The organism is Sphingobium fuliginis (assembly GCF_015074805.1).
In the GTDB taxonomy this organism is placed as follows: Bacteria; Pseudomonadota; Alphaproteobacteria; order Sphingomonadales; family Sphingomonadaceae; genus Sphingobium; species Sphingobium fuliginis.
In genome coordinates, this window is sequence record NZ_CP060036.1 from 720242 (window position 1) to 742547 (window position 22306).

The following is a 22306-nucleotide window of genomic DNA, read 5'->3' on the forward strand; positions in this document are numbered from 1 at the left end:
TCATCCTCTTCTGCCGTTCAGGTCTGCACCTGGAACGGGTCCCGCTCGCTTTCGGACAGGTTGATCATCACATTCTTCGTGGTCAGGAATTCCTTCAACCCCTCTTCGCCGCGCTCGCGGCCGAAGCCGCTGTCCTTCACCCCGCCAAAGGGCGTCTGCACGGCCACGGCGCGATAGGTGTTGACCCACACCATGCCGGTGCGCAGCGCGGCGGAAACGCGGTGCATGCGGTTCAGGCTCTGCGTCCAGATGCCCGACGCCAGGCCAAAGCTCTGGTCGTTGGCGATGGCGATCGCCTCCTCCTCCGTATCGAAGGGGATGATGGAGAGCACGGGCCCGAAAATCTCCTCCTGCGCCACGCGCATGCGGTTGTCGACGTCCGCGAAGATGGTGGGCTTGACGAACAGCCCGTCGCGCAGAATGCCGTCGCGCGCCGCTTCGCCCCCGGTGATCAGCCGCGCGCCGTCCGCCTTCGCGGACTCGATGAACGACAGGATGCGGTCGAACTGCGGCCGGTTGGCCGCCGTGCCCATCTCCGTCGCGGGATCGAGCGGATCGCCCAGCCGGATATTCGCCGCCCGGCGCGCCAGTTCCTCCACCACGCCGTCATGGACCGACCGCTGGACCAGCAGGCGCGACCCGGCGATGCAGGTCTGCCCCGTCGCCGCGAAAATGCCCGCCAGCGCGCCCACGGTCGCCTTGCCCAGGTCCGCATCCTCGAAGATGATGTTGGGCGATTTCCCGCCCAGTTCGAGGATCACGGGCGTCAGGTTGCGCCCGGCGGCGGCGGCGATTTCCCGCCCGCCATGGCTGCTGCCGGTAAAGCTGATCTTGTCCAGCCCGCCGCCTTCCACCAGCGCCCTTCCGGTACGCGCGTCCCCCGTGACGACGTTGAACACGCCCTTGGGGAATCCCGCCTCCTCCACCAGCCGCGCGAATTCCAGCGTGGTGACGGACGCATGCTCGGACGGCTTCACCACCACCGCATTGCCCGCCGCCAGAGCCGCCGGCACCTTGTTCGCCAGCAGCGCGATAGGGGAATTCCATGCCGTGATGACGCCGATCACCCCCAGCGGCTCCATCGTCGCATAGTCGAAGATGTCGGACCGGTCGACGGGAATGACCTTGCCGAATATCTTGTCGGCATAGCCCGCGAAGAAGCGGAAGACCCGCGCGCAGAAGCGCATCTGCGATCGGGTTTCGCGTATCACCTTGCCATTGTCGGTGGACTCCAGCCTGGCCAGCCGGTCGGCGTCGCGCTCGATCAGGTCGGCCAGGCGGTGCATCAGCCGGGCGCGCTCCACCCCCGGCACCCCGCGCCAGCGCCGTTCGAAGGCATCCCGGGCGGCGGCGACGGCGGCGGCGACGTCGGACGGACCGGCTTGCGAGATTGTCGCCCAGACATTCTGGTCGAACGGATTGACGGTGGGAAAGCGCTCGTTCGTTTCCGGCGGCACCCACTGCCCGCCGATGAAAAGATCGTAATCCTGCCGCTCAGCCAATGTCATCCTCCCGCCTTTGGCACAGTCCTAGCCCGCCGACGCTATGCCCTCCAATATGTTTCCGGTGAGCGAGAATAACGGAAGCTTATGGTGCCCGCCGGTTCCACCATAAGCAGCGCTTCTCCTGAATGCCGTTTGGATATTGGCTTTCGATCCCCTCGATCCGGATGATTTCGCATCGGAAATGCGCGCAGGACAGCGGAGCATGGGAGAGGTGGAATGGCAATCCGGAAATTGATGAAGCTCTTGGGCTGCGCCGTCGCGATGACCGGCGCCGTCGCCGCGCAGGCATCGACCCTGAAGGACATATGCGGCGAATGCCGGTTCGAAAAGCTCGTCACCTGCGGCCAGTTCCTGGAAGGGATCAATTTCGACGGCAATGGCGACATCTGGGCCGTCAGCCTGTTCAACGGCGCAATCGTCAAGGTCGTCGGCGGCCAATGCGTCACCCAGCTCAGCACGGGGGGCAATCCCAACGGCGCGCGCTTCCATAAGGACGGGCGCTTGTTCATCACGGACAATGCGCGCGGCATCCTGACCTATGATCCGCGGTCCCGGTCGCTCACAGTCTTCGCGGACAGGGTGGAAGGCAAATCCTTTGTCGCCAACGACCTCGTCTTCGATGAACAGGGCGGCATCTATGTGACGCTGGCGGACAATTCCAATTATCTCGACCGGGTGGGGCGCGTCGCCTATTTCGCGCCCGGCACCCGTTCGGCCAGGATATTGGCGGACAGGCTGCCCTATCCCAATGGCGTCGCGCTTACGCCCGACGGCAAGTTCGTCAATATCGGCCTCTACGGCGCGAAGGCGATCATGACCATGCCGTCGGTCGCCAATGCGCAGAGCAAGCGCGGCCCCTATATTCTGGCGCATACCGATGGCGGGATCGGGCCGGACGGCATGACCATGGACGCGGACGGGCGGCTCTATTGGGCGGAATTTCTGGCCGGGGCGGTGGGCGTGGCCGATATGGACGGCTTCACGCTCGGCTATATGAAGTTGCCGAAGGAAGCCGGCCGCTGGACGACGAACCTCACCATCCATGACGGCTATCTCTACGTGACGGAGGCGGAAAAGGGCGAGATCTGGCGCACGCCGGTGACGGTGAAGCCCCAGTCCTGACCGGCGCCGACAGTTTCGGCATGCGATAACGATATGCTGCTCCTCTGCGATTATATTGTATTGCATGCTACCCGGCCATAATGTCCGGCCAACCAGAATATCGATGAGGGATGCAGCGTGAACGCAAGGGCTGGCCGGAACGAAGGGCCTTATGATTTCATCGTCGTGGGTGCCGGGTCGGCCGGATGCGCGGTTGCCAATCGTCTGTCGGAGGATGGCCGGGAACGGGTGCTGCTGATCGAGGCGGGCGGGCGCGACAGCAGCATCAGCATCCACATACCCCTGATGGTCGTGAACCTGCTAAAGGACCCCAATCACACCTGGCCCTTCATCACCGAACCGCAGGCCGCGCTCAAGAACCGCACCCAATTATGGACGCGGGGGCGGGTGCTGGGCGGCTCCAGCTCGATCAACGGCAATGTCTATGTCCGCGGCGATCCGGCGGAATTCGACAGTTGGGCGGCGCTGGGCCTGCCGGGCTGGGGCTGGTCCGACATGCTGCCCTATTTCAAGCGGATGGAAAGCTACCGCCAGGGCGATCCGGCGGTGCGCGGCCATGACGGGCCGATCGGCGTCACCAGCCTCAAGCATTTCGACGCGCTGGCCGACGCCTTTGTCGAAGCGGGCTGCCAGGCCGGGTTCGACTATGTCGAGGATTATAATGACGGCCATTATGAGGGCGCGTCCTATCTGCAATATTCGACCAGGCGCGGTTTCCGCTCCTCTTCGGCGGTCGGCTATCTGAAGCCGGCGCGGGGCCGTCCCAATCTGGACGTGATGGTCGACGCTCTGGTGACGCGGGTGATCATCGAAAACGGCGTGGCTACGGGTGTGGAGGTCCGGCGTGGCAATGAACTGACGCGCATCGACGCCCGCAAGGAAGTGATCCTGTCCGCAGGGCCGGTCCAGTCTCCCAAGCTGCTCGAACTGTCCGGCATCGGCAATGCGTCGCTGCTGCGCGAATATGGAATAGAGGTCATCAGGGACATGCCCGCCGTGGGCGAGAATTTGCTGGACCATCCCAATACCCGCCTGACATTCGAATGCACCAGGCCGATCACCATCAACGACGCCCTGCAGCGCCCGACGGTGAAGGTGAAGGAAGGCCTGAAATTCGCGCTGTTCGGCAAGGGGCTGCTGTCGATCTGCTCAGCGGTGGCGCATATCGTGATGCGCAGCTCCCCCGATGAACCGCGCGCCGACCTGAAGCTCCAGCTTCAGCCCTTTTCCGGCAAGGATCGCTATGCGCGCAGGCCGCAGGACGGGCTGGACGCGCATTCGGGCTTCACCGTGGGCGTCATGGGCCTCAGGCCCCGCTCGCGCGGCTGGACGCATATCCAGTCGCCCGATCCCGTCGCCTATCCGAAGATCGACCCCAGATATTGCGACGATCCGCATGATGTCGGCGTGCTGCTGGCGGGGATCAAGGCAGTGCGGGACGTCGCCTCCCATCCCGCGATGCGGGCGATGATCGTGCGGGAAACGCGGCCCGGCGACGCCACCGTCACCGATGAGGAGATCATCGACTATATCCGGGAAACGACGCAGACCACCTGGCATATCGTCGGAAGCTGCAAGGCGGGGACCGATGCGGAGGCGGTGGTCGATCCGCAACTGCGGGTTCGCGGCGTCGGCAATTTGCGGGTGATCGATTCCTCCATCTTCCCGACCATTCCCTCGTCCAACACCAATGCGCCGACCATCGCGCTCGGGGAACGGGGCGCCGACATCGTGCTGGCGCAATGGCGCAACGACAGCCGGGCGGCCGCATGATGCGCATCGAGAGGATAGAACTGCACGTCACCGAACTGCCGGTCCGGCTGAAGCGCACTTTCTCCAGCGGCAGCTACGACACCGGGCCTTCGGACCAGTTGCTGGGCAAGCCCGTCCTGCTCAAGATCCATGCGGAAGGCGTGACCGGCATCGCCCAGATCCGTCCGATCAGCCCCGGCCATTTCGTCGCCGATACGGTGCATAGCGTGATCGGCGCGATCAGGGACATCTACGGACCGCTGCTGATCGGCAAGCGGGTGTGCGACCTGGAATCGATCGACGGCCTGCTGACATCGCGGCTGGCGGGCAATCCGGCGGCGCGCGCGCTGGTCGACATCGCGCTGCACGATGCATTCGGCAAGGCGGTGGGCCTGCCCGTCCACGCGCTGATCGGCGGGCGGGCCAATGCCGCGATTCCGCTGGAATGGTCGGTCAGCCTCTATGACGATCCCGCGCAGATGGTCGCGGACGCCCGCCGCGCCGTCGAGGAATTCGGCATCCGGGTGCTGTGCCTGAAGGCGGCGGGCAAGGGCGGCTGGCGGACGGACGTCGCCAATTTCGAACGGGTGCGGGCGGCGGTCGGGCCGGGCATCATGATCGGCGTCGATCCCAATACCGGCTGGACGGCGGCGGACACGGTGTCGGCTCTCAACGCCCTGGGCGACATGGATGTGGGCTATTGCGAACAGCCGGTGGAGCGGGCCGATCTGCGCGCCATGGCCGCGATCCGGGCCAAGGCGGGCGGCGTTCCCATCATGGCCGACGAAAGCCTGTTCACGCTCCAGGACGCGGCCCGCATCGCGGATGCGGCGGCGGCGGATGTATATTGCATCAAGCTCTACAAGGTCGGCGGCCTGACCCCCGCCCGCAAGATCGCGGCGCTGGGCGAGGCGCACGGCATCGGTATCAATTGCGGAGGCCTGGCGGTCGCCTCCCAACTCGAAGCGGCGGCGGCCGCGCATTTCTGCGCCTCGGTCCCGGCGGCCCGCACCTTCGGCGCGGCGGAGTTCGTCTTCGGCGTGGGCGTGCTGGGCGACGATCCCCTGATCGCGGAAGGCGCCATGGCGATAGAGAATGGCGCCGTGACGGTTCCGACGGGGCCGGGCCTGGGTCTTTCCGTCGATGAAGCGGCGCTGCAACGCATGACGCTCCAGAAGCTGGAAGTGACCGGGTAGATCGGCGCAGACCTCTGCCGATTTGGGTTGGATTGCGGACATTTCCCCTCCTGCAGGCGGGAGGGGGTTAGGGGCTGGGCTGGCGCGGCATCTGCGCTGTTTTGCAACGGCTAAGTCAGAAGCTTGCTGCGCTCGCGCCCACCCCTAACCCCTCCCGCCTGCGGGAGGGGAATGTCTTGGATTGGCCAATAGGCGTTCATTTCGGTCTGTCCTGCTCCGCACGCGGCACATGGCCGCTCATGGCCGATCCGGCATCCGGGGCGAAGCGCCGGTTCACGAAGAAAGCCGACAGCGAGATCAGGGCCACGGCGACCAGTGCGGCGGCAAAATCCTCCCGGTGGGGCGTGGCCGATCCGCGGACGGCCATGCTCGCCTGGATCGCGACGGAGGCGGTGCAGATGCCCAGCGACAGCAGCAATTGCTGGAATGTGGAATAGAGGCTGGACGCACGGCTGATCCGCGCCGCCTCCACGCCTTCATAAGCCACCGTGTTGTAGACCGAGAACTGAAAGGACATGAAAAAGCCCGCCAGCGTCAGGACCGCCATCATCAGCGGCACCGGCCAGTCCGCCCGGAACGCCGCCGCCAGCCCGTAGCAGAGCGAGGACAGCAGGCCGTTCACGATCAGGCTGCGCCGGAAGCCCAGACGGCGCAGCACCGGGGAAACGATGGCCTTCGACACCAGCGATCCCACCGCCGTGGCGAGCATGATCGCCCCGCTCACCGCCGCGCTGAAGCCGAATCCCACCTGGAACATCAGCGGCAGCAGGAAGGGCTGCGCGCCCTGGGTGATGCGGGTCAGCGATCCGCCGATCAGCGACAGGCGGAAGGACCGGTCGCGCAGCACGGTGAGGTCCAGCAGCGGATCGGGCCGGCGCGCCGCATGGCGGACATAGGTTCCGGCCATCACGCCCGCGACGGCGAGCAGCAGCAAGGCCTGCCCCAGCCGCCCCGGCTGGCTCGCGCTTTCGCACCCGAGCAGCAGGGTACCGAGGCCGGCGGCGCAGATCAGGAAGCCCGGAATGTCTGCCCGTCCGGGCGCATCGGCGCGGCCATTGTCGATATGGAGGGAGATGGCGGCGATCCCCGCCAGCCCGACCGGCAGGTTGACGTAGAATATCCAGCGCCAGTCCAGATGGGTGACGATCAGCCCGCCTATGGGCGGCCCCAGCATCGGGCCCAGCAGCGCAGGCGTGACCAGCCAGGCGGTCGCTGAAACCAGATCCTGCCTGCGCGTGACGCGCAGCAGGGCGATCCGCCCCACCGGGGTCATCATCGCCCCGCCCGCGCCCTGCACGAAGCGGGCCATGCCCATCTGGGCTGCCGATGTCGAAAAGGCGCAGAGCAGCGAGCCCGCCATGAAGACCAGTATCGCCGCCCGCAATACCGACCGCGCGCCGAACCGGTCGGCCAGCCGGCCGCTCAGCGGGATGAAGGCCGCCACCGCCAGCAGATAGGCGGTCAGGACCAGACCGAGGGCATTGACCGGTTCCCGGAAGTCCCGCGCGATGGTGGGCAGCGCGGTGGTCAGCACGGTCGCGTCGATCTGCTCCATGATCATGGTGCTGGCGACGATCAGCGCGACGACGCGGTAATTGCCCCGGCTGGAACGATCTGCGGATGGAGCGGCCGTGCAGCCGCCGCTCATGCCCCCTGCGATGCCATGAGGCCGTCTTCCGGGAGGCAGAGGGGCGCCCGCATCACGGCTTCGGGCTGGTGGACGGGGGTATCGATCCCCTCCATCCGCGCCTTGATCTGAAGGGCGAGATGCAGCGAGTGGAAGCGCGACTGGGCCAGATTGCCGCCATGGAACCACAGCCCCTCCTGCCGGGTCGGCTTCCACATGTTGCGAAGCTCCCCCTCCCAGGGACCGGGGTCCATGGCGGTGCCCGATCCCAGGCCCCAGCAGCGGCCCACCTTTTCAGCGACCTCCCGGGAGATCAGCATCTCGGCCCAGCCGTCCATCGGGCCGTAGCCGGTCGCGTAGATGATCGCGTCGGCCGCCACCTCGCTGCCGTCGGTCAGCACCAGGCCGCCGGGGGCGATGGAGGCGACGCCGACGCCGCTCCGCACCCTGACCTCTCCGTCGCAGATCAGGTCGGAGCCGCCGACATCGATATAATAGCCCGAGGCGCGGCGCATATATTTGCCCGCTATGGCCGTCCCGTCCTCCCCGAAATCGAACTGGAAGCCGGATGCCGCCAGCCGTTCGTAGAAGGCCGCGTCCTCCCGGCGTATGCGGTCGCAATTATGGCGGTCCATCGCTTCCTTCAGGCGGAAGGGCGTGGATGCGGTGATCAGGTCGGCCCGGTCGGTATCGATCCCTGCCGCGATCCCCTTCTCCGAATAGGGGCCTTCTTCGGAAATGCGGCGCAGCGCGCTCGCCTTGATGACGGTGGTGGGCGACCGCTGGATCATCGTGACCTTCGCGTCGTTCGACCAGAGGTCGACGCAAATGTCGTGCGCGGAGTTGTTGGAACCCACGACCACGCAGGCCTTGCCGGCAAAGGCCGCGCCATCCGCATATTGGCTGCTATGGCACTGCACCCCGCGAAAGCTGTCCGCGCCGGGGAAGACGGGCATGTTGGCGATGCCCGACAATCCGGTGGCCAGCACCAGCTGCGCCGGGCGCAGGACCATTTCCCGCCCCGCCCGGTCGACCGTCACCGTCCAGCGTTTCGCGGCTTCGTCATAATGCGCCCTGGTGCAGCGGGTGGAGCCCCAGAAGTCCAGTTCCAGCACCCGGGCATACATTTCCAGCCAGTCGCCCATCTTGTCCTTGGCGGTATAGACCGGCCAATGGTCCGGGAACGGGATATAGGGCAGATGGTCGATCCAGACCGGATCGTGCAGGTAGAGCGACTTGTAGCGGCTGCGCCAGGCATCGCCCGGCTTTTCCAGCGCGTCGACGATGAGGGTCGGGACGCCGAGCCGCTTCAGCCGCGCGCCCAGCGCCAGCCCGCCCTGGCTGCCGCCGACGACCAGGCAATAGGGCTGCACCTCCGTCCCCAGCGTCCGGGCGGTCGCGGCCCGCGCCTCCGACCAGGTTTCCCGGTCCTTGATGGCGCGATGGACGACGCCCTCCGGCCGGCGACGCCCGCCCGGCTCCTCAAAGCCCTTGAGTTCCTGCAGGGCGGTGAGCAGGGTGAAGCACCGGCCGTCCTTCAGCCGGACATGGCCCTTGCCCCGGCCCGCGCCGGTCTCGAAATCGAACCAGCCTTCGATCAGCCCGTCCCTTTCGGCGGCGCCGCCTTCCGGGCGCGCGGTGAAGGGGAGGACGGGATCGGCCTGCGCGTCCAGCATTTTACCGATGGCCTCGCGCCCCTCCATCGTCGCGATGTTCCAGGTGAAGGCGACCAGATCGCGCCAATAGCATTCGTCGGGCGCGAAAAGAGCAAGGACGGCGCCGGTGTCGCGGGCAGCCAGCGCGGCCTGAAATCCGTCGAGCCAGTGTTCCAGCGCCCGGTCATGCTGTCCGCTCTTCACCTTCTGCTCCTCTTCCGCCCCGCGCACGGCGGCCCCTCAACCTGCCATCTTCGGTGGCAAAATCCCATCGGCGGAAAAAATAAGTATTCTGGCGCGAGTATAACCAAAGGTGATCGGACAGGGCGTCATGCCCTATTCTATGTTCTTGTGAGAGAGCGGCGGGAAGGCATCCCCCGCTGCGACAATAGCGCCGGCAGGGACAGGACGACGGAATTGGCGATGACATCCGAAGAAAAGATCATGCTGACCCAGCTCCTGCTCGCCAATGCGACGGACTATTGGTATGAGGTGGACGTCAATGGCGGTCTGGACACCCGCGACTATTATCTGGAGGACGCCACCTTCTTCAACCTGAAGGGGCGCGAGGCGATCCATCAGTTCTACGTCTGGCGGCAGAGCCGGGGGCCGCGCGTCAACCGCCATGTCATCGCGAATTTCCGCGCCGAGCTGATCGAGCCCGGATTGGCGCGCACGAACAATGTCATGATGCTGTTCGCCGGGGACGGGACGCCGGTGCTGCCCTCCCACGCGCCGATCCAGATCGCGGAGCAGATCGACCATCTGCTGCTGTGCGAGGATGGCCGCTGGCGTTTCCGCACGCGGGAATTCGTCAACCTGTTCAAGAGCGACACGCCGACCACCGTGCCGCCGCGTGCGTGGTATGAGAAATGGAGTCCCGGCAGCCTGAAGGATTGATGCGACGAGTGCGGGTGCGGGCGGAATGCGGGCGAAGGACGGTCAGTGAAGCGCGAACAATGTTTCATCGCGGGTGAATGGGTCGGCAATGGGGAGTGGATCGCGGTCGACAATCCGGCGACGGGCGGGATCATCGGCCGCGTTCCGGCGCTGGGGCGGGAGGAGAGCCGGCGGGCGATAGAAGCGGCGGCCATGGCCATGCCCGCCTGGGCGGCGCGCCCGGCCGGCGAAAGGGCCGCGATCCTGCAACGCATCGCCGCCCTGATGCTGGAGCGCGCCGACGATCTTGCCGCCCTGCTGACCGAGGAACAGGGCAAGCCGCTGGCGGAGGCGAAGGGCGAGATCGCCTATGCCGCGTCCTTCTTCCAATGGTTCGGGGAGGAAGCGAAGCGCGCCTATGGCGACATCATTCCCGGTCCCATGCCGGACAGGCGCATCATGGTGCTGAAGCACCCGGTGGGCGTCGTGGCCGCGATCACCCCCTGGAACTTCCCCGCCGCCATGGTCGCGCGCAAACTGGCCCCGGCGCTTGCGGCTGGGTGCGGGGTGGTGCTCAAGCCTTCGGAACTCACGCCCTTCACCGCATTGGCGATAGCGCAGATCGCTGACGAGGCGGGCGTGCCCCGGGGGCTTCTCAACGTCGTGACCGGCGACGCGCGGGAGATCGGGGCCGAAATGACGGGCAATCCCGTGGTCCGCAAGATCAGCTTCACCGGATCGACGGCGGTCGGGCGGCTGCTGATGGAGCAGGCGTCCCGCAGCATCAAGAAACTCAGCCTGGAACTGGGCGGCAACGCGCCCTTCATCGTCTTCGACGACGCCGATCTGGATGCGGCCGTCACGGGCGCGATCCAGTCCAAATATCGCAATGCAGGCCAGACCTGCGTCTGCGCCAACCGCTTCTATGTCCAGGCGGGCGTCTATGACGCCTTTGCCGGGAAGCTGGCCACCGCCACCGCGAAACTGCGGGTCGGCGAAGGGACCCGCACCGGCGTGGACATCGGTCCCCTGATCGACGAACCGGCCGTCGCGAAGGTCCAGCGGCACGTTGACGATGCCGTGGCGAAGGGCGCGCGGATCGTGCTGGGCGGCGGTCCCGCCCCCGACGGCCCGCGCTTCTTCACCCCGACGATCCTGCGCGACGTGAAGCCGGGCATGCAGGTGCTGGAGGAGGAGACCTTCGGCCCCCTGGCGCCACTGGTGAAGTTCGATGACGACGCCGAAGCCATCGCCCTTGCCAATGACAGCGAATTCGGACTGGCCGCCTATTTCTACGCGCGCGACGTCAACCGCATCTGGCGCGCGGCGGAAGGCATCGAATCCGGCATTGTCGGCATCAACACCGGCCTCATTTCGACCGAAGTGGCGCCCTTTGGCGGCGTCAAGCAATCGGGCATCGGCCGGGAGGGGTCGCGTTACGGGCTGGATGATTATCTGGAGCTGAAATATCTCTGCCTGTCTCTTGCTTGAACCGGGGCCGCATTTGTGAGAGACAGGTTTGTGACCGGTACCAAATCGCTTTCGGGGCCAGGGCCCCGCGCAATTGACAGGAGAAGATGATGTCCAGTCATTCGACCATGTTGGACAGGAACGATATGCTGACATGCACGCCGGTCCATCCCCATTTCGCCGCGCGGGCGGAGGGGATCGACCTGCGCCGGCCGCTGACGGAGGAGCAGAAGGCGGCGGTCAAGGGCGCGATGGACCGTTATGGCGTGGTCGTCTTCCCCAACCAGATGATGAGCGACGACGAACAGGCCGCCTTCGCCGAACAGTTCGGCACCATCGAGGAGACGCCGACGCTGGTTGACCAGGAACGACGCCGCATCGCCAATATGAAGATCAACGACATCTCCAATCTGGGCCCGGACGGCCGGATTTGGGGCGCGGACGACCGGCGGCGCATGTATAATCTGGGCAATCTGCTGTGGCACAGCGACAGCAGCTTCAAGCCGACGCCGGCCTATTGGTCGATGCTCCAGGCCCGCGTCATCCCGCCGGTCGGCGGCGCCACCGAATATATCGACACCCGCGTCGCATGGGACCATCTGCCGGACGAACTCAAGGCCATTGCAAAGGACCTGATCGCCTGTCATTCGCTGATCTATTCCCGCGAGCAGATGGGTTTCGACGCATTCAGCCCGGAGGAGGTCGAACGGTGCACGCCGGTGCCGCAACGGCTGGTGCGGCTGCACAGGGAATCCGGGCGGCTTGCCCTCTACCTCTCCGCCCATATCGGCGCCATCGAGGGCTGGCCCCGTCCCGAAGCCATGGCGCTGATCCGGGAACTCACCGAATTCGCGACCCAGCGCCCGTTCGTCTATGCGCATCAATGGGCGGTCGGGGACCTCGTCATCTGGGACAATCGCTGCACCATGCATCGCGGCACGCGCTATGACGACAAGAAATATCCGCGCGACATGCGCCGGGTGACGCTGGAGGACAGCGCCCCCACTTTGGAACAGCCGATCTGATAAAGCCGATCTGGCAGGGCATGCGCCCGGAAGGAAGACAGAATGACCGTTGGAACGGTAAGCGAGGCCATTGTCGCCCGCCTCGCGGAAAAGGGCGTGCGCTTCATCTTCGGCGTGCCGGGGGGCGAGTGCAATCTGGACTTCATCGCCGCGGCGGAGAAGCAGGGCATGCGCTTCATCCTGACGCGGACGGAGACGTCGGCGGCGATGATGGCCTGCGTCACCGCCGAAATCACCGGAGCGCCCGGCGTGGCGATGACGACGCGGGGGCCGGGCCTTGCCGCCGCCGCCAATGGCGTCGCCTATTCCGATCTGGATCGTGCCGCGATGCTGCTGATCGCGGACGGCTATGAAGACGACCAGGCCTATATCAGCCATCAGCGGATCGACCAGACGGCGATATTGGCGCCGATGCTGCGCGCTTCCTCCAATCTGCGGAACGGCGATCCCATGGCGGAGGTCGACCGGCTGATCGACGCCGCCATGGGCAATCCGCCGGGCCCGGCCTATCTGGAGGTCGCCGGTTCCTTCATCCGCCGCCGGGCCGAAGCGGCGCCCGCCCCCCTTTCCGCGACCCGCCTTCCCGCAGCCCGCCTTCCCGCGCCGGGCCCATCCGCGCTGGCGGAGGCGAAGAGGCTGGTCGCCGCGGCCCGCCGTCCCATCCTGCTGGCGGGGCTTCAGGCGCGGTCTCCGGATGGAACCGCCGCCTTGCGCGCCTTTGTCGCGGCGACCGGCTGTCCCGTCCTCACCACCTACAAGGCGAAGGGGGTGGTGTCGGAAAATGCGCCGCTCGGGCTGGGCCTCTACGCCAATGGCGTGCCCGAACAGCCGTTGATCAGGTCGGCCGACCTCATCATCCTCTACGGCTTCGATCCGGTCGAGGGACCGCCGCAGCCCTGGCGCTATGGCGCTGTTCCGACGGTCGAACTCACCAACCACGCCTATGAGCATCCGCTGTTCGCGCCGACCGCATCCGTGGTGGGCGACATAGCCGCTTCCATCGCCGCCCTGCACGATGCGACGGACAGCAGCGGGTGGGAGCCGGGAGAGCTGGCGCGGCGCAAGGAAGCATTATGGGCGGCGGCGCAGATTTTCGGCGGCAGCGGCATTTCCCCGGCGGCGCTGGTCCGCGCGGCGCGTCAGGCGGTGCCGGCGGACAGCCGCATCACCATCGACGCGGGCGCGCATATGCTGCCGGTGCTGCATATGTGGCGGTGCGACGAACCCAACCAGTCCCTGATCTCGCGAGGGCTTTCGACCATGGGCTTCGCCATTCCTGCGGCCATCGCCGCCAGCCTGGCCGATCCGGGCCGCACCACCGTGGCCTTCACGGGGGACGGCGGCGCGATGATGTGCCTGGGCGAACTGGGCACCGCCGTGCAGAGCGGCGCAAAGCCTGTCGTCGTCCTGTTCAACGACTCCTGCCTGACATTGATCGGGGCCAAGCAGCGGCGGCGGCAACTGGCTCCGGCGGGGGTGGATTTTTCCCACACCGATTTTGCGCAGGTGGCCGCCGGTTTCGGCTGGCACGCCCGCCGGGTCGATGAGGAAGGCGGACTGGCCGGAGCCTTCGCCGATGCGCTGGCGAGCGGGCGTCCGGCGCTGATCGACGTGACGATCGATCCGGCGACCTATGACGATCAGATTCTGGCTATTCGGGGATAGGAACCGGGCGGTTCGGGTGGGGGCGTGCCTCTAAAGGCTTGGTTTTCCTTTGGGGCACGCCCCCACCCTCAGTCCCCTCCCCTGAAGGGGAGGGGAAGAGCCGACATCGCGGCTGCGATCTGGTCGGATGGCCTCTTCTCACCCGGCCAGATAAGCGCCGTCCACCGGGATGATCGCCCCCGAAACATAGCGCGCCGCGTCCGAGGCGAGATAGACCGCCGTTCCTGCGATCTCGTCCGGCTGTCCCTGGCGGCGCAGCGGCGTCCTTGCGAGGATGGCGGCTTCGCGGTCGGCCGTCTTTTCCCGGTCCGGAACCAGCGTGGTTTCGATGAAGCCGGGGGCGATGGCGTTGACCCTGATCCCCTCCCCGCCCCATTCGACTGCCAGCGCCCGGGTCAATTGCATCACCGCGCCCTTGGACGCGGCATAGGCCGCCGCATTGGGCGCGGCGACGAAGGAGCGGATGGAGGCGAGGTTGATCACCGACCCCCGGGTGGCGCGAAGCTGCGGATGGAAGGCCCGGCACATGTTGAACGGGCCGCCGACATTGATCGCCAGCGTGCGGTCCCATTTTTCCCGCGCGCCGGGCTCATCGATGCGGCCGGGGAAGATCACCCCGGCATTGTTCACCAATATGGAGACCGGGCCGACATCCCGCTCCAGCCGCGCCGCCAGCGTTTCGCATGCAGCGGCATCGGAAACGTCCAGACCGAAGGCGGTGGCCTGGCCGCCTGCGCCGGCGATGGCCCGCGCCGCTTCGGCGGCTTCCCCCTCCTGCACGTCGGTCAGCACGACATGGGCGCCCGCTTCGGCCAGCCCCCGTGCAATCGCCCGTCCAATGCCGCGCGCCGCGCCGGTCACAACGGCAATCCTCCCATCCAGCCGCATCTTCGATCCTTCCTGAAAAATAGGGCTTATGTCGTGATTTTTATGGTTGTTACCGGTATCGCATCCGCATAGTCTTTCGGCAAGCCCGAATAGCGGTTCAAACCATCGGCAGAGGAGATCATCATGGCAACGGAAGATTATGAGCGCGGACTGGCGTTGCGCAAGGAAGTGCTGGGGGCCGACTATGTCGAACGGTCCTTCGCCAATGCCGACGATTTCAGCCGTCCCATGCAGCAATTGTCGACCGAATATTGCTGGGGCAGGATATGGTGCCGGGAGGGATTGTCCAGGCGCGACCGCAGCCTGCTCAACATCGGCATGATCAGCGCGCTCAACCGGCCCCATGAGCTGAAACTGCATGTGAAGGCGGCGCTGACCAACGGCCTGTCCCGCGATGAGATACGCGAAGCATTGCTTCAGGTGGCCATTTATTGCGGCGTGCCTGCGGGGCTGGATTCGACGCGGATCGCGCGGGAAGCCTTTGCGGAAGTGGATCAGGCGGCGGAGTGAGGCGCGGGAATTCAGCCCGCCCCGGTGAAAGGTCAGCGGTCCGCTCCTTGGAGCATCGGGCAGAAAAGCCTGTCCTGGGCCTGTCGAAGGATGGGGCCGGTTTTCTGCCTGAAAGGATGGGGCAACGGAAAACCGGAGCGCGCGCTCTGGAGCAGATCCGATCCGGCTGCTTGGAAAACCCTCTAGGAACTGGCGCGCTGGACGATTTCGAAGCCCAGGTCGATGGTCGTCACCGGCATGGTGCGTTCCTCGATCCGGTCGAGGATCATCTGCGCGCTGCGCCGGCCGATCTCATATCGGGGTAGGCGCAGCGAGGTGATCGCCGGGCTGACGTGGCGCATCAGGTCGAGATCGTCGAAGCTGGCGATGGCGAGCCGGCCGGGCACCGCCCATCCCCGCCTGTCGCATTCCAGCAGCGCGCCGACGGCCAGCACGTCGCCCGCGCAGAACAGCGCGTCGGCGTCCGGCACATTCGCATCGATATAGGAAATGGCCTCCGTCCCGCCGCCGAAACCGCGGGAGACGGCGACCACATGCTTGCGGTCGGATTTCTGCCCGATCTCCGCCAGGGCGTCCTGAAAGCCGCGCTGGCGTTCGGCGGCGCGGGGATTGGCGGCCAGCCCGGCGAAGACGATCCGCCTGTAGCCGAGCCGCGCCAGGTGCAGCGTCATCGCCTTGGCGGCGGCGCGGTTGGAATAGCTGACCACCATGTCGACCGGATCGACCGGGAAATCGCCATTTTCCACCACCGGCGTGTCCGACGCCTTCAGCATCCTGACCGCCGTGGGCGAATGGTTGGTCGAATGCAGGATCAGCCCGCCCACGCGCTGCGCCAGGAAGGCAGCGATCACCTGCTCCTCATCCTCCGGATCGTCGGAGCTTTCCGCCACCATCAGATGATAGCCGAGCGGACGAAGCACGTCCGATATGCCCTTCACCGTCTGGGAAAAGATGGAGTTTTCCAGGCTGGGCAGGACGAGGCCGATGACGTTGGAGCGGCGCGACGACAGGCTGCGCGCCAGATGGTTGTGGACATAGCCCAGTTCCTGCACCGCCTCCAGCACGCGATTGCGCAGCGTTTCATTGACGGATTCCGGGCTGTTCAGCGCGCGCGACACCGTCATGCGGGAGACCTGCGCGCGCTCCGCGACGTCGCGCATCCGGATCGTCCCATTGGCTTTCTTCGATACCGGCAAGTGGCTCCTCGTTTCGCATCGTTTCATGCGGAGGGATGCACTCCGCAGATGGAAGCTCGTTACCGTAACTTGGCGGGGCGTGCCATGATAATCTGACGGCGTGCGCGGTCCCCCGCGCCGCGCAGGCCGTCAGTCCCCTTCAATCCTCCAGGCCCAGCAGCCGCAGCGCGTTGGTCGAGATCATCTTGCGGATGTCCTCGTCCGAATAGCCAAGGCCGATGCAATTGCGGATCACGCCCCGGAAGCCGTCGACCGGGCGGTCGTTGCCCACCTGCCCCAGGTCGGACGCCAATATGGTGCGGTCGACCGTGCCGGCCCTGATCAGCGCGTCCAGCTCCTCCGGCGGGAACATCGCCTGTTCGCGGCCGATCATCTGGATGAACATGCACAGCGAATGTTCGATATAGGCGCCCATCGTCACCAACTGCCTGATGTCGTCCAGCGAGGCGCCGATGATGAAGGTGGGATGGTTCACCAGCAGCCGCTTGACGCCGCGCTTCCGCGCTTCCTCGAACACCGGGAAGATTTCGGAGATATGGAGGTGGCCGCCGGACAGGATCACGTCATGTTCCGCGATGATGTCGAGTATCTCCTTCACCTCGTCCTTCAGCGCGCCGTTGGCGTCGAGCGGCGTCAGCGGATCGGGCGGCAGCAGCGGCTTGCTGGTGTGGGGGAAGCCCTTTTTCCGCTTCTGGTCCGCCTCGACATGGTTCTTCGAGGCGAAGGTCGGCATCCACACCAGCCGGGCGCCGAGGGCGATGCCGTGATCGACGGCATATTTGTTGAAGCCGCCGGTGGTGTTGTTGAGCGGCACGCCCGAAAACAACTGCACCTTCAAATGGCCGTGCGTCCGGTTGAGCAGTTCGGTGATCGGCGTGGCGGAATAATAATGATCCTTGATCAGCATGGCGCGGAAGCCCGCGTCCGCCGCATCCTGCAACGCCTCCATATGGTCGAGCGACCGGGGCATGACCGACGGGCCGCTATGGCAATGCATGTCGACCGCGCCGACCAGCAGGCTGGAAATCCGATCCTCCAACGCCTGATCCGCGACATTTTCGTCCAATAGTGAAACCATGTTCGCCTCTTCGCTTTCAGCGCCCCAACGCATTTCTCGTGTCGTCCATCAATCTGCGCGCCGCATGCGCGAACAGGGTCGTGTCGGCGCTGATCATGACGAAGGAATAGCCTGCCTCGCGGCAGCGCACCGCTTCCTCCGGCGTCTGCACGGCGGTGCCGCAGGGCACGCCCTTCGCCCTGGCGGCCGCCAGCACCTTCGCCTCCAGCCCGCGCAGGGTCGGGTGCGATCCGGGCAGGCCCGAACTCAGCGCCAGATCCCCGAAGCCGATGAACACTGCATTGAGCGCGGGGGCGGCCAATATGCCGTCGATCTGCTCCAATGCGCCCATATCCTCGATCTGCACGCCGCGCATGACATGGTTGCGCCCCCGCTCCAGATAGTCGGCCGCGCTGTCCAGCCCCCAGCGTGCCGCCCGCGAGGTATAGCCCATGCCCCGCGACCCCAGTGGCGGGAAGGCCATGGCCGCCGTCACGTCCGCCGCGATCTCCGGCGTCTCCACCCGGGGGACCAGCAGCCCGTCTATGCCCGCGTCGAGCAGCCTCTGGACCGCGCCGCCGCTGCGGTCCGGCAGGCGGGCCATGGCGTAGAGCCCGACCGCCTGCGCCGTGGCGATGGCCTGATAAGCCGACTGGAAGCTGTGCGGCGCATGTTCCATGTCCACCACGGCGAAGTTGAAACCGGCATGGCCGATCAGTTCGACCGTCTCCAGCGAGGGAATCTTCGCCCAGGTGCCGACAAGGAATGCGTCCTTCGCCTTCAGCCGATCGATCAAGCTTGGTTTGCGATCCAAAATATCCCTCCTATTGCGCCGGCATCGGATAGTCGCTCTCGTTCAGCACCCATCCGGGCTTCAGCGAGAAGTCAAGGCGCGGCGGCGCGAAGATGTCGACCAGTTGATTGACGTCGGAATGCCAGGTGGAGGTGTGGATCACCTGCGCCGGGATCACCGTCACCGATGGCGAGTCCACCGCGGCATGGACATCGTCATGCCATTTGTTCATGTCCACGGCCCAGGGCCAGCGCATATGGTGCCGCCATTCCCCCTCCAGCGCGAGCGAACATTGTTCGAAATCGTCATGATGGTGCGGCGACACCCTGGTGAGATCGCGCGGTCCCTTCTGCCTGTTGGGGATGTTGAGCATGATCGTGGTGCAGCGCCAGATGCGGCCGAACCGGCCGGCTTCGACCGGCACGTCGAGCGAATAGCGGCGGACCCTGTACCCGTCGGGCGGTTCCGGCCATGGCCGGAAGGGCGGGATGTTCGCATGCCGATCCGCATAGGCGTCCGCATTGGGGCATTTCGCCACCAGATCGGGCGACTGGGCGGAGAAGATGCGGACGACGCGCCCGCCCTTCTCCAGCACCAGCCGGCTGTCCCCCGGCGGCATGACGAACAGCGCATATCCCCCGCTCCGTTCGGTCCGGTCCCCCGCGGCGGCGATGGCGGGGGTGTCTTCATCGGGCAGCAGGACCATATATTCGTCCGCCTGCCCGGTCCGTTCGAAGACCGCGCCGGGCAGCGCCTCGCTATAGGCGATGACGAAATTCTGCCCCCGCACATACCAGCTTTTGCCGCGGGCATCCTCCTCCACCGGCGGATCGCGGTAGAACAGGCCATATTCCGCGTCGTAGAGCCGGTCCACCGGCGCGGCCCCGGCGGGCGAGCCAGCCAGTGTCGAACGAAGGTCGGTCTTGTCGTACATCGGTTACCTCCAGTACCCGCCCCATATCGTCACCACCGCGTCCGCACCCCGATCTTGAAGAAACGCCCGATCGGATCGAAATGCAACGGATTGCCGATCAGCCGCAGTTCCTCCGGCTGGTCCTTGTCGAAGACATTGTTCACCGTGGCGAAAATCTCGAAGGACTCGTTGACCTTCAGCGTTCCCGTCATGTCGAGATAGAAGCGCGAGGAAATATGGTTCTCGCTGATGCTGTTGGGATCGTTGATGTCATAGCCGTCCTGTTCCGGCCCGATCTTGGTCGGGTCCAGCAGGGCGCGGGGAATGTAGCGCCCGTGGAAGGTCATGGACCAGGTCGGCCGCGAATAGGTGATCACCCCGTCCAGTTTCCAGCGCGGCACGCCCTGGATGTTCGTCACCGATCCGGCATTGCCGGTCCAGTTGTCGAGCTGGGTCTTCACCCCGGTCGCGTCGATGGTCGACAGGTCGATCACATAATTGCCGTTGACCTGGAAATTGAAGTTCCCGCCCAGGGCCGGCACCTGGAAGTCGGAGACGAGTTCCAGACCCTCCGCATGCAGCTTGCTGAGGTTCTGGAAATTGGAGAAGACGGTGTTGATCGACCCGTTCGGATTGAACTGGATCAGGTTGCAGAGCAGGTTCTTCTGCTTGCAGGCATTGGCGATCGCGGTGCCGGTGAGGGAGTCGATCGCGCCTTCCACCTTGATGTCATAATAGTCGATCGACAGGTTGAAGTTGCGGATGAAGGACGGCCTCAGCACCACGCCGGCGGTGAAGGTGTCGCCCTTTTCCAGGTTCAGTCCCGGATTGCCGCCCGTCACCACGAACTGGCTGGTCGTGCCGCCGACGAACGGATCGGGCAGCGGGAGCTGGATCGTCGTGGCGTTGGGGCTGGATTCGCGGGCGGATGGCGCCCGGATGTCGCGCGAGCGTGTCACGCGGAAGGTGATGTCGTCGATGGGGCGGTAGACCGCGCCCAGCTTCCAGGTGGTGGCGTCGCCGAAGGGATCGTAATGCGTCTGGCGGATCGCCCCGTCGACATCGAGCGACCGCCCGAGCGGAGAGTCCTTGAGCAGCGGGACGGCGACTTCCAGATAGCCTTCGACCACGCTGGTCTTCGTGAAGGGAAGCGCCGAGCCGTTGGCGGCGATGAACCGTCCCGCGGCCGTATTCGGATCGACCTCTCCCTCCGCCGTGTCGCGGCGCCATTCGCCGCCCAGCGCGAGTTTCACGTCGCCGGCCCAGGTGGAGAAGAGCGAGCCGCGCAGGTTGACGGCGGCGGCGTGCTGTTCGAACCGGCGGGTCTGCCATTCGGGCACGATATAGCGGTCGATGGCCGCCTGGCTGATATTGCCGAAGCCGAACAGATTGATCGGTATGCAGCCATTGGCCGGGTTGGCGATGGTGGACCGGCAGATCGGCGTGCCCGCCGCTATGCCCGGAAGGCCGGCGGGCGCGGACACCACGTCCAGCGCATTGTTCCATTCGGCCAGGCGGTTGTTGTCGGCGCCGACCCGGCTGTCGACGCGGCCATAGGTGTAATAGGCGTCCCAATCCCACTGGTCGGACAATTGTCCCTTGAGAGCGAAGGCGCCGCGATAGGTATCCACCTTGCTCGTCGCCTTGGACAGGCTGCCCAGCGCCCAGCTTGAGGAATTGATGACCAGATGGGTGATCGCCGGATCGGCGGCGAGGATGGTCGCGCGGGTGGCATCGGACACATAGGGATTGTTGATATTGATCGCGACACCTGCGTCGAGCGGCGCGGAACGCGCGGTCGGACCGCCCGTGACCTTCGAATACATGAATTCGACCGAGGCCGTGATGGAATCCGTCAGTTCATAATCGGCATGCACCGTCCCCGACACATGCTTGGTCGGCACCATCAGCGGCAGCGGACTGAGGCCCAGCGCATAGGGCTGCGTCGGGTCGTCGAGCTGCTGCAATATGCCGCTCAGATAATTGCCGAACTGATAGGGGACCAGATTGCCGTTGGAATCGAACTGCTTGCCGCGCAACGCATTGGGCAGGGAGGTGGCGCCGGTGTTCAGCACCTGCTGACCCAGGGTGATCGTGCCGCCCGTGCCATTGGGCTTGCGCGCGCCGACGACGATGCCGTTCTCATTATAGACGAAGGACGTGCCCTGAAGGACCAGCGTGGCCGGAAGGCCGTTGGTGCTGGTCCGGGTGGCGGTGTTATAGCCGGGATTGGGCACATAATTGGTGTAGCGCGTGCACCAGCTCCGTTCCTCGCACGGGCCGATGCCGCCTTCCCTTGCATATTCGATCGCCGCGACGACATGCCCGCGCCCGCCCGCGAAATCCGTGCCGCCCGCCGCGCCGACGAACAGGCTGGAGGCGTCGCCCCGCTGGCTGATGCCATAGCTGGCATTCGCCTTGAAGCCGTTGAGCTTCGTATCGAGGATCAGGTTCACGACGCCCGACACGGCGTTCGCGCCATAGGCCGCCGAGGCGCCGCCGGTCACCACTTCGGTCCGCTGGATGAGCATGGAGGGGACGCCGTTGATGTCGACCGTGCCGTCATCCGCGCTGGGCACGAAGCGGCGGCCGTCCACCAGCGTCAGCGTCCGCGTGGCGCCCAGCCCGCGCAGGTCGAGCGTGCGCGCGCCGATATTGCCGGACACGCGGAAAAAGGTCGAAGCCGGCGTATTGATGGGGCGGAAGGACGGAATCTGGTTCAGCGCATCCGCCACATTGTCGATCGCCAGTTGCTGAAGCCTTTCTTCCCCCACGACATTGACCGGCGTCGGCGCGTCATAGCCCTTGCGGCCGACGCGCGAACCGGTGACGACGATGTCCGCATCGCTGACGCCTGCGGCGGCGTCCGACTGCGCCTGCGGAGGATTGTCCTGCGCCATGGCCGGCGACAGCGCCGCAATGGTCGCGCATGTCAGCGCGAAGGCCGAGCTGCGGCAAAGCAATGCACCCTGCAAGTTCATTTCACCCCTCCTCCTCTTATTTTTCCTGCCAGGCGACGTCTCAACGGTGGCGGAATATGTGTTACCGGTATC

Annotated in this window: 17 protein-coding genes; 8 read left to right on the forward strand and 9 right to left on the reverse strand. The window is 65.8% G+C overall.

Features of this window, described 5'->3' with window-relative positions:
- Positions 1-17 precede the first annotated feature (17 nt).
- A complete protein-coding gene (locus H5V43_RS19440) occupies positions 18-1508 on the reverse strand; it encodes an aldehyde dehydrogenase (RefSeq protein ID WP_025551945.1) in 1491 nt (496 codons plus the stop codon).
- 213 nt (positions 1509-1721) lie between these two features.
- On the opposite strand from H5V43_RS19440, the gene H5V43_RS19445 reads away from it, so the two are divergent.
- The 3 genes from H5V43_RS19445 (at position 1722) to H5V43_RS19455 (ending at position 5575) form a co-directional block, all read left to right on the forward strand.
- Positions 1722-2627 carry an SMP-30/gluconolactonase/LRE family protein gene (locus H5V43_RS19445; protein WP_025551947.1) on the forward strand — a complete coding sequence of 302 codons (906 nt, stop codon included), beginning with the start codon at positions 1722-1724 and terminating at the stop codon, positions 2625-2627.
- 117 nt (positions 2628-2744) lie between these two features.
- The gene (locus tag H5V43_RS19450; protein WP_025551949.1) at positions 2745-4400 is read left to right on the forward strand and encodes a GMC family oxidoreductase; all 1656 of its coding nucleotides are present in this window, start codon (positions 2745-2747) and stop codon (positions 4398-4400) included.
- On the forward strand, positions 4397-5575 hold the full coding sequence (locus tag H5V43_RS19455; protein ID WP_162195989.1) for a mandelate racemase/muconate lactonizing enzyme family protein: 1179 nt from the start codon (positions 4397-4399) through the stop codon (positions 5573-5575). The genes H5V43_RS19450 and H5V43_RS19455 overlap by 4 nt, the downstream gene beginning before the upstream one ends.
- Positions 5576-5771: 196 nt before the next feature.
- Here H5V43_RS19455 and H5V43_RS19460 read toward each other — a convergent pair whose 3' ends face one another.
- Positions 5772-7223 carry an MFS transporter gene (locus H5V43_RS19460; protein WP_025551962.1) on the reverse strand — a complete coding sequence of 484 codons (1452 nt, stop codon included), beginning with the start codon at positions 7221-7223 and terminating at the stop codon, positions 5772-5774.
- Entirely contained in the window at positions 7220-9088 is a 1869-nt protein-coding gene (locus H5V43_RS19465; protein ID WP_229742588.1) for an NAD(P)/FAD-dependent oxidoreductase, read from the reverse strand. The genes H5V43_RS19460 and H5V43_RS19465 overlap by 4 nt, the downstream gene beginning before the upstream one ends.
- Before the next feature lie 192 nt (positions 9089-9280).
- On the opposite strand from H5V43_RS19465, the gene H5V43_RS19470 reads away from it, so the two are divergent.
- From H5V43_RS19470 to H5V43_RS19485, 4 genes are all read left to right on the forward strand, one after another.
- Positions 9281-9757, forward strand: coding sequence for a nuclear transport factor 2 family protein (locus H5V43_RS19470; protein ID WP_025551965.1), 477 nt, complete (start codon positions 9281-9283; stop codon positions 9755-9757).
- 45 nt (positions 9758-9802) lie between these two features.
- On the forward strand, positions 9803-11227 hold the full coding sequence (locus tag H5V43_RS19475; protein ID WP_025551967.1) for an NAD-dependent succinate-semialdehyde dehydrogenase: 1425 nt from the start codon (positions 9803-9805) through the stop codon (positions 11225-11227).
- Between the two features lie 86 nt (positions 11228-11313).
- A complete protein-coding gene (locus H5V43_RS19480) occupies positions 11314-12231 on the forward strand; it encodes a TauD/TfdA dioxygenase family protein (protein WP_200887663.1) in 918 nt (305 codons plus the stop codon).
- Between the two features lie 42 nt (positions 12232-12273).
- Positions 12274-13896, forward strand: a complete 1623-nt coding sequence (locus tag H5V43_RS19485; RefSeq protein WP_025551971.1) for a thiamine pyrophosphate-binding protein — start codon at positions 12274-12276, stop codon at positions 13894-13896.
- A 138-nt stretch (positions 13897-14034) separates the two neighbouring features.
- Here H5V43_RS19485 and H5V43_RS19490 read toward each other — a convergent pair whose 3' ends face one another.
- Positions 14035-14784 carry an SDR family NAD(P)-dependent oxidoreductase gene (locus H5V43_RS19490; protein WP_025551919.1) on the reverse strand — a complete coding sequence of 250 codons (750 nt, stop codon included), beginning with the start codon at positions 14782-14784 and terminating at the stop codon, positions 14035-14037.
- Positions 14785-14907: 123 nt separating this feature from the next.
- Between H5V43_RS19490 and H5V43_RS19495 the strand changes: the two genes are divergently transcribed.
- Positions 14908-15294, forward strand: a complete 387-nt coding sequence (locus tag H5V43_RS19495; protein WP_044660637.1) for a carboxymuconolactone decarboxylase family protein — start codon at positions 14908-14910, stop codon at positions 15292-15294.
- Positions 15295-15476: 182 nt separating this feature from the next.
- Here the strand turns inward: H5V43_RS19495 and H5V43_RS19500 are convergent, their stop codons facing one another.
- The 5 genes from H5V43_RS19500 to H5V43_RS19520 form a co-directional block, all read right to left on the reverse strand.
- Positions 15477-16454, reverse strand: coding sequence for a LacI family DNA-binding transcriptional regulator (locus tag H5V43_RS19500; RefSeq protein ID WP_064232704.1), 978 nt, complete (start codon positions 16452-16454; stop codon positions 15477-15479).
- Between the two features lie 175 nt (positions 16455-16629).
- Entirely contained in the window at positions 16630-17568 is a 939-nt protein-coding gene (locus H5V43_RS19505; RefSeq protein ID WP_025551921.1) for a DUF6282 family protein, read from the reverse strand.
- A gap of 16 nt (positions 17569-17584) precedes the next feature.
- Positions 17585-18361: an HpcH/HpaI aldolase family protein gene (locus H5V43_RS19510; protein ID WP_025551922.1), complete on the reverse strand. Its 777-nt coding sequence runs from the start codon at positions 18359-18361 to the stop codon at positions 17585-17587.
- 10 nt (positions 18362-18371) lie between these two features.
- Positions 18372-19274 carry a hypothetical protein gene (locus tag H5V43_RS19515; protein WP_025551924.1) on the reverse strand — a complete coding sequence of 301 codons (903 nt, stop codon included), beginning with the start codon at positions 19272-19274 and terminating at the stop codon, positions 18372-18374.
- Positions 19275-19303: 29 nt separating this feature from the next.
- The gene (locus H5V43_RS19520; protein ID WP_025551926.1) at positions 19304-22234 is read right to left on the reverse strand and encodes a TonB-dependent receptor plug domain-containing protein; all 2931 of its coding nucleotides are present in this window, start codon (positions 22232-22234) and stop codon (positions 19304-19306) included.
- Between the last annotated feature and the right edge of the window lie 72 nt (positions 22235-22306).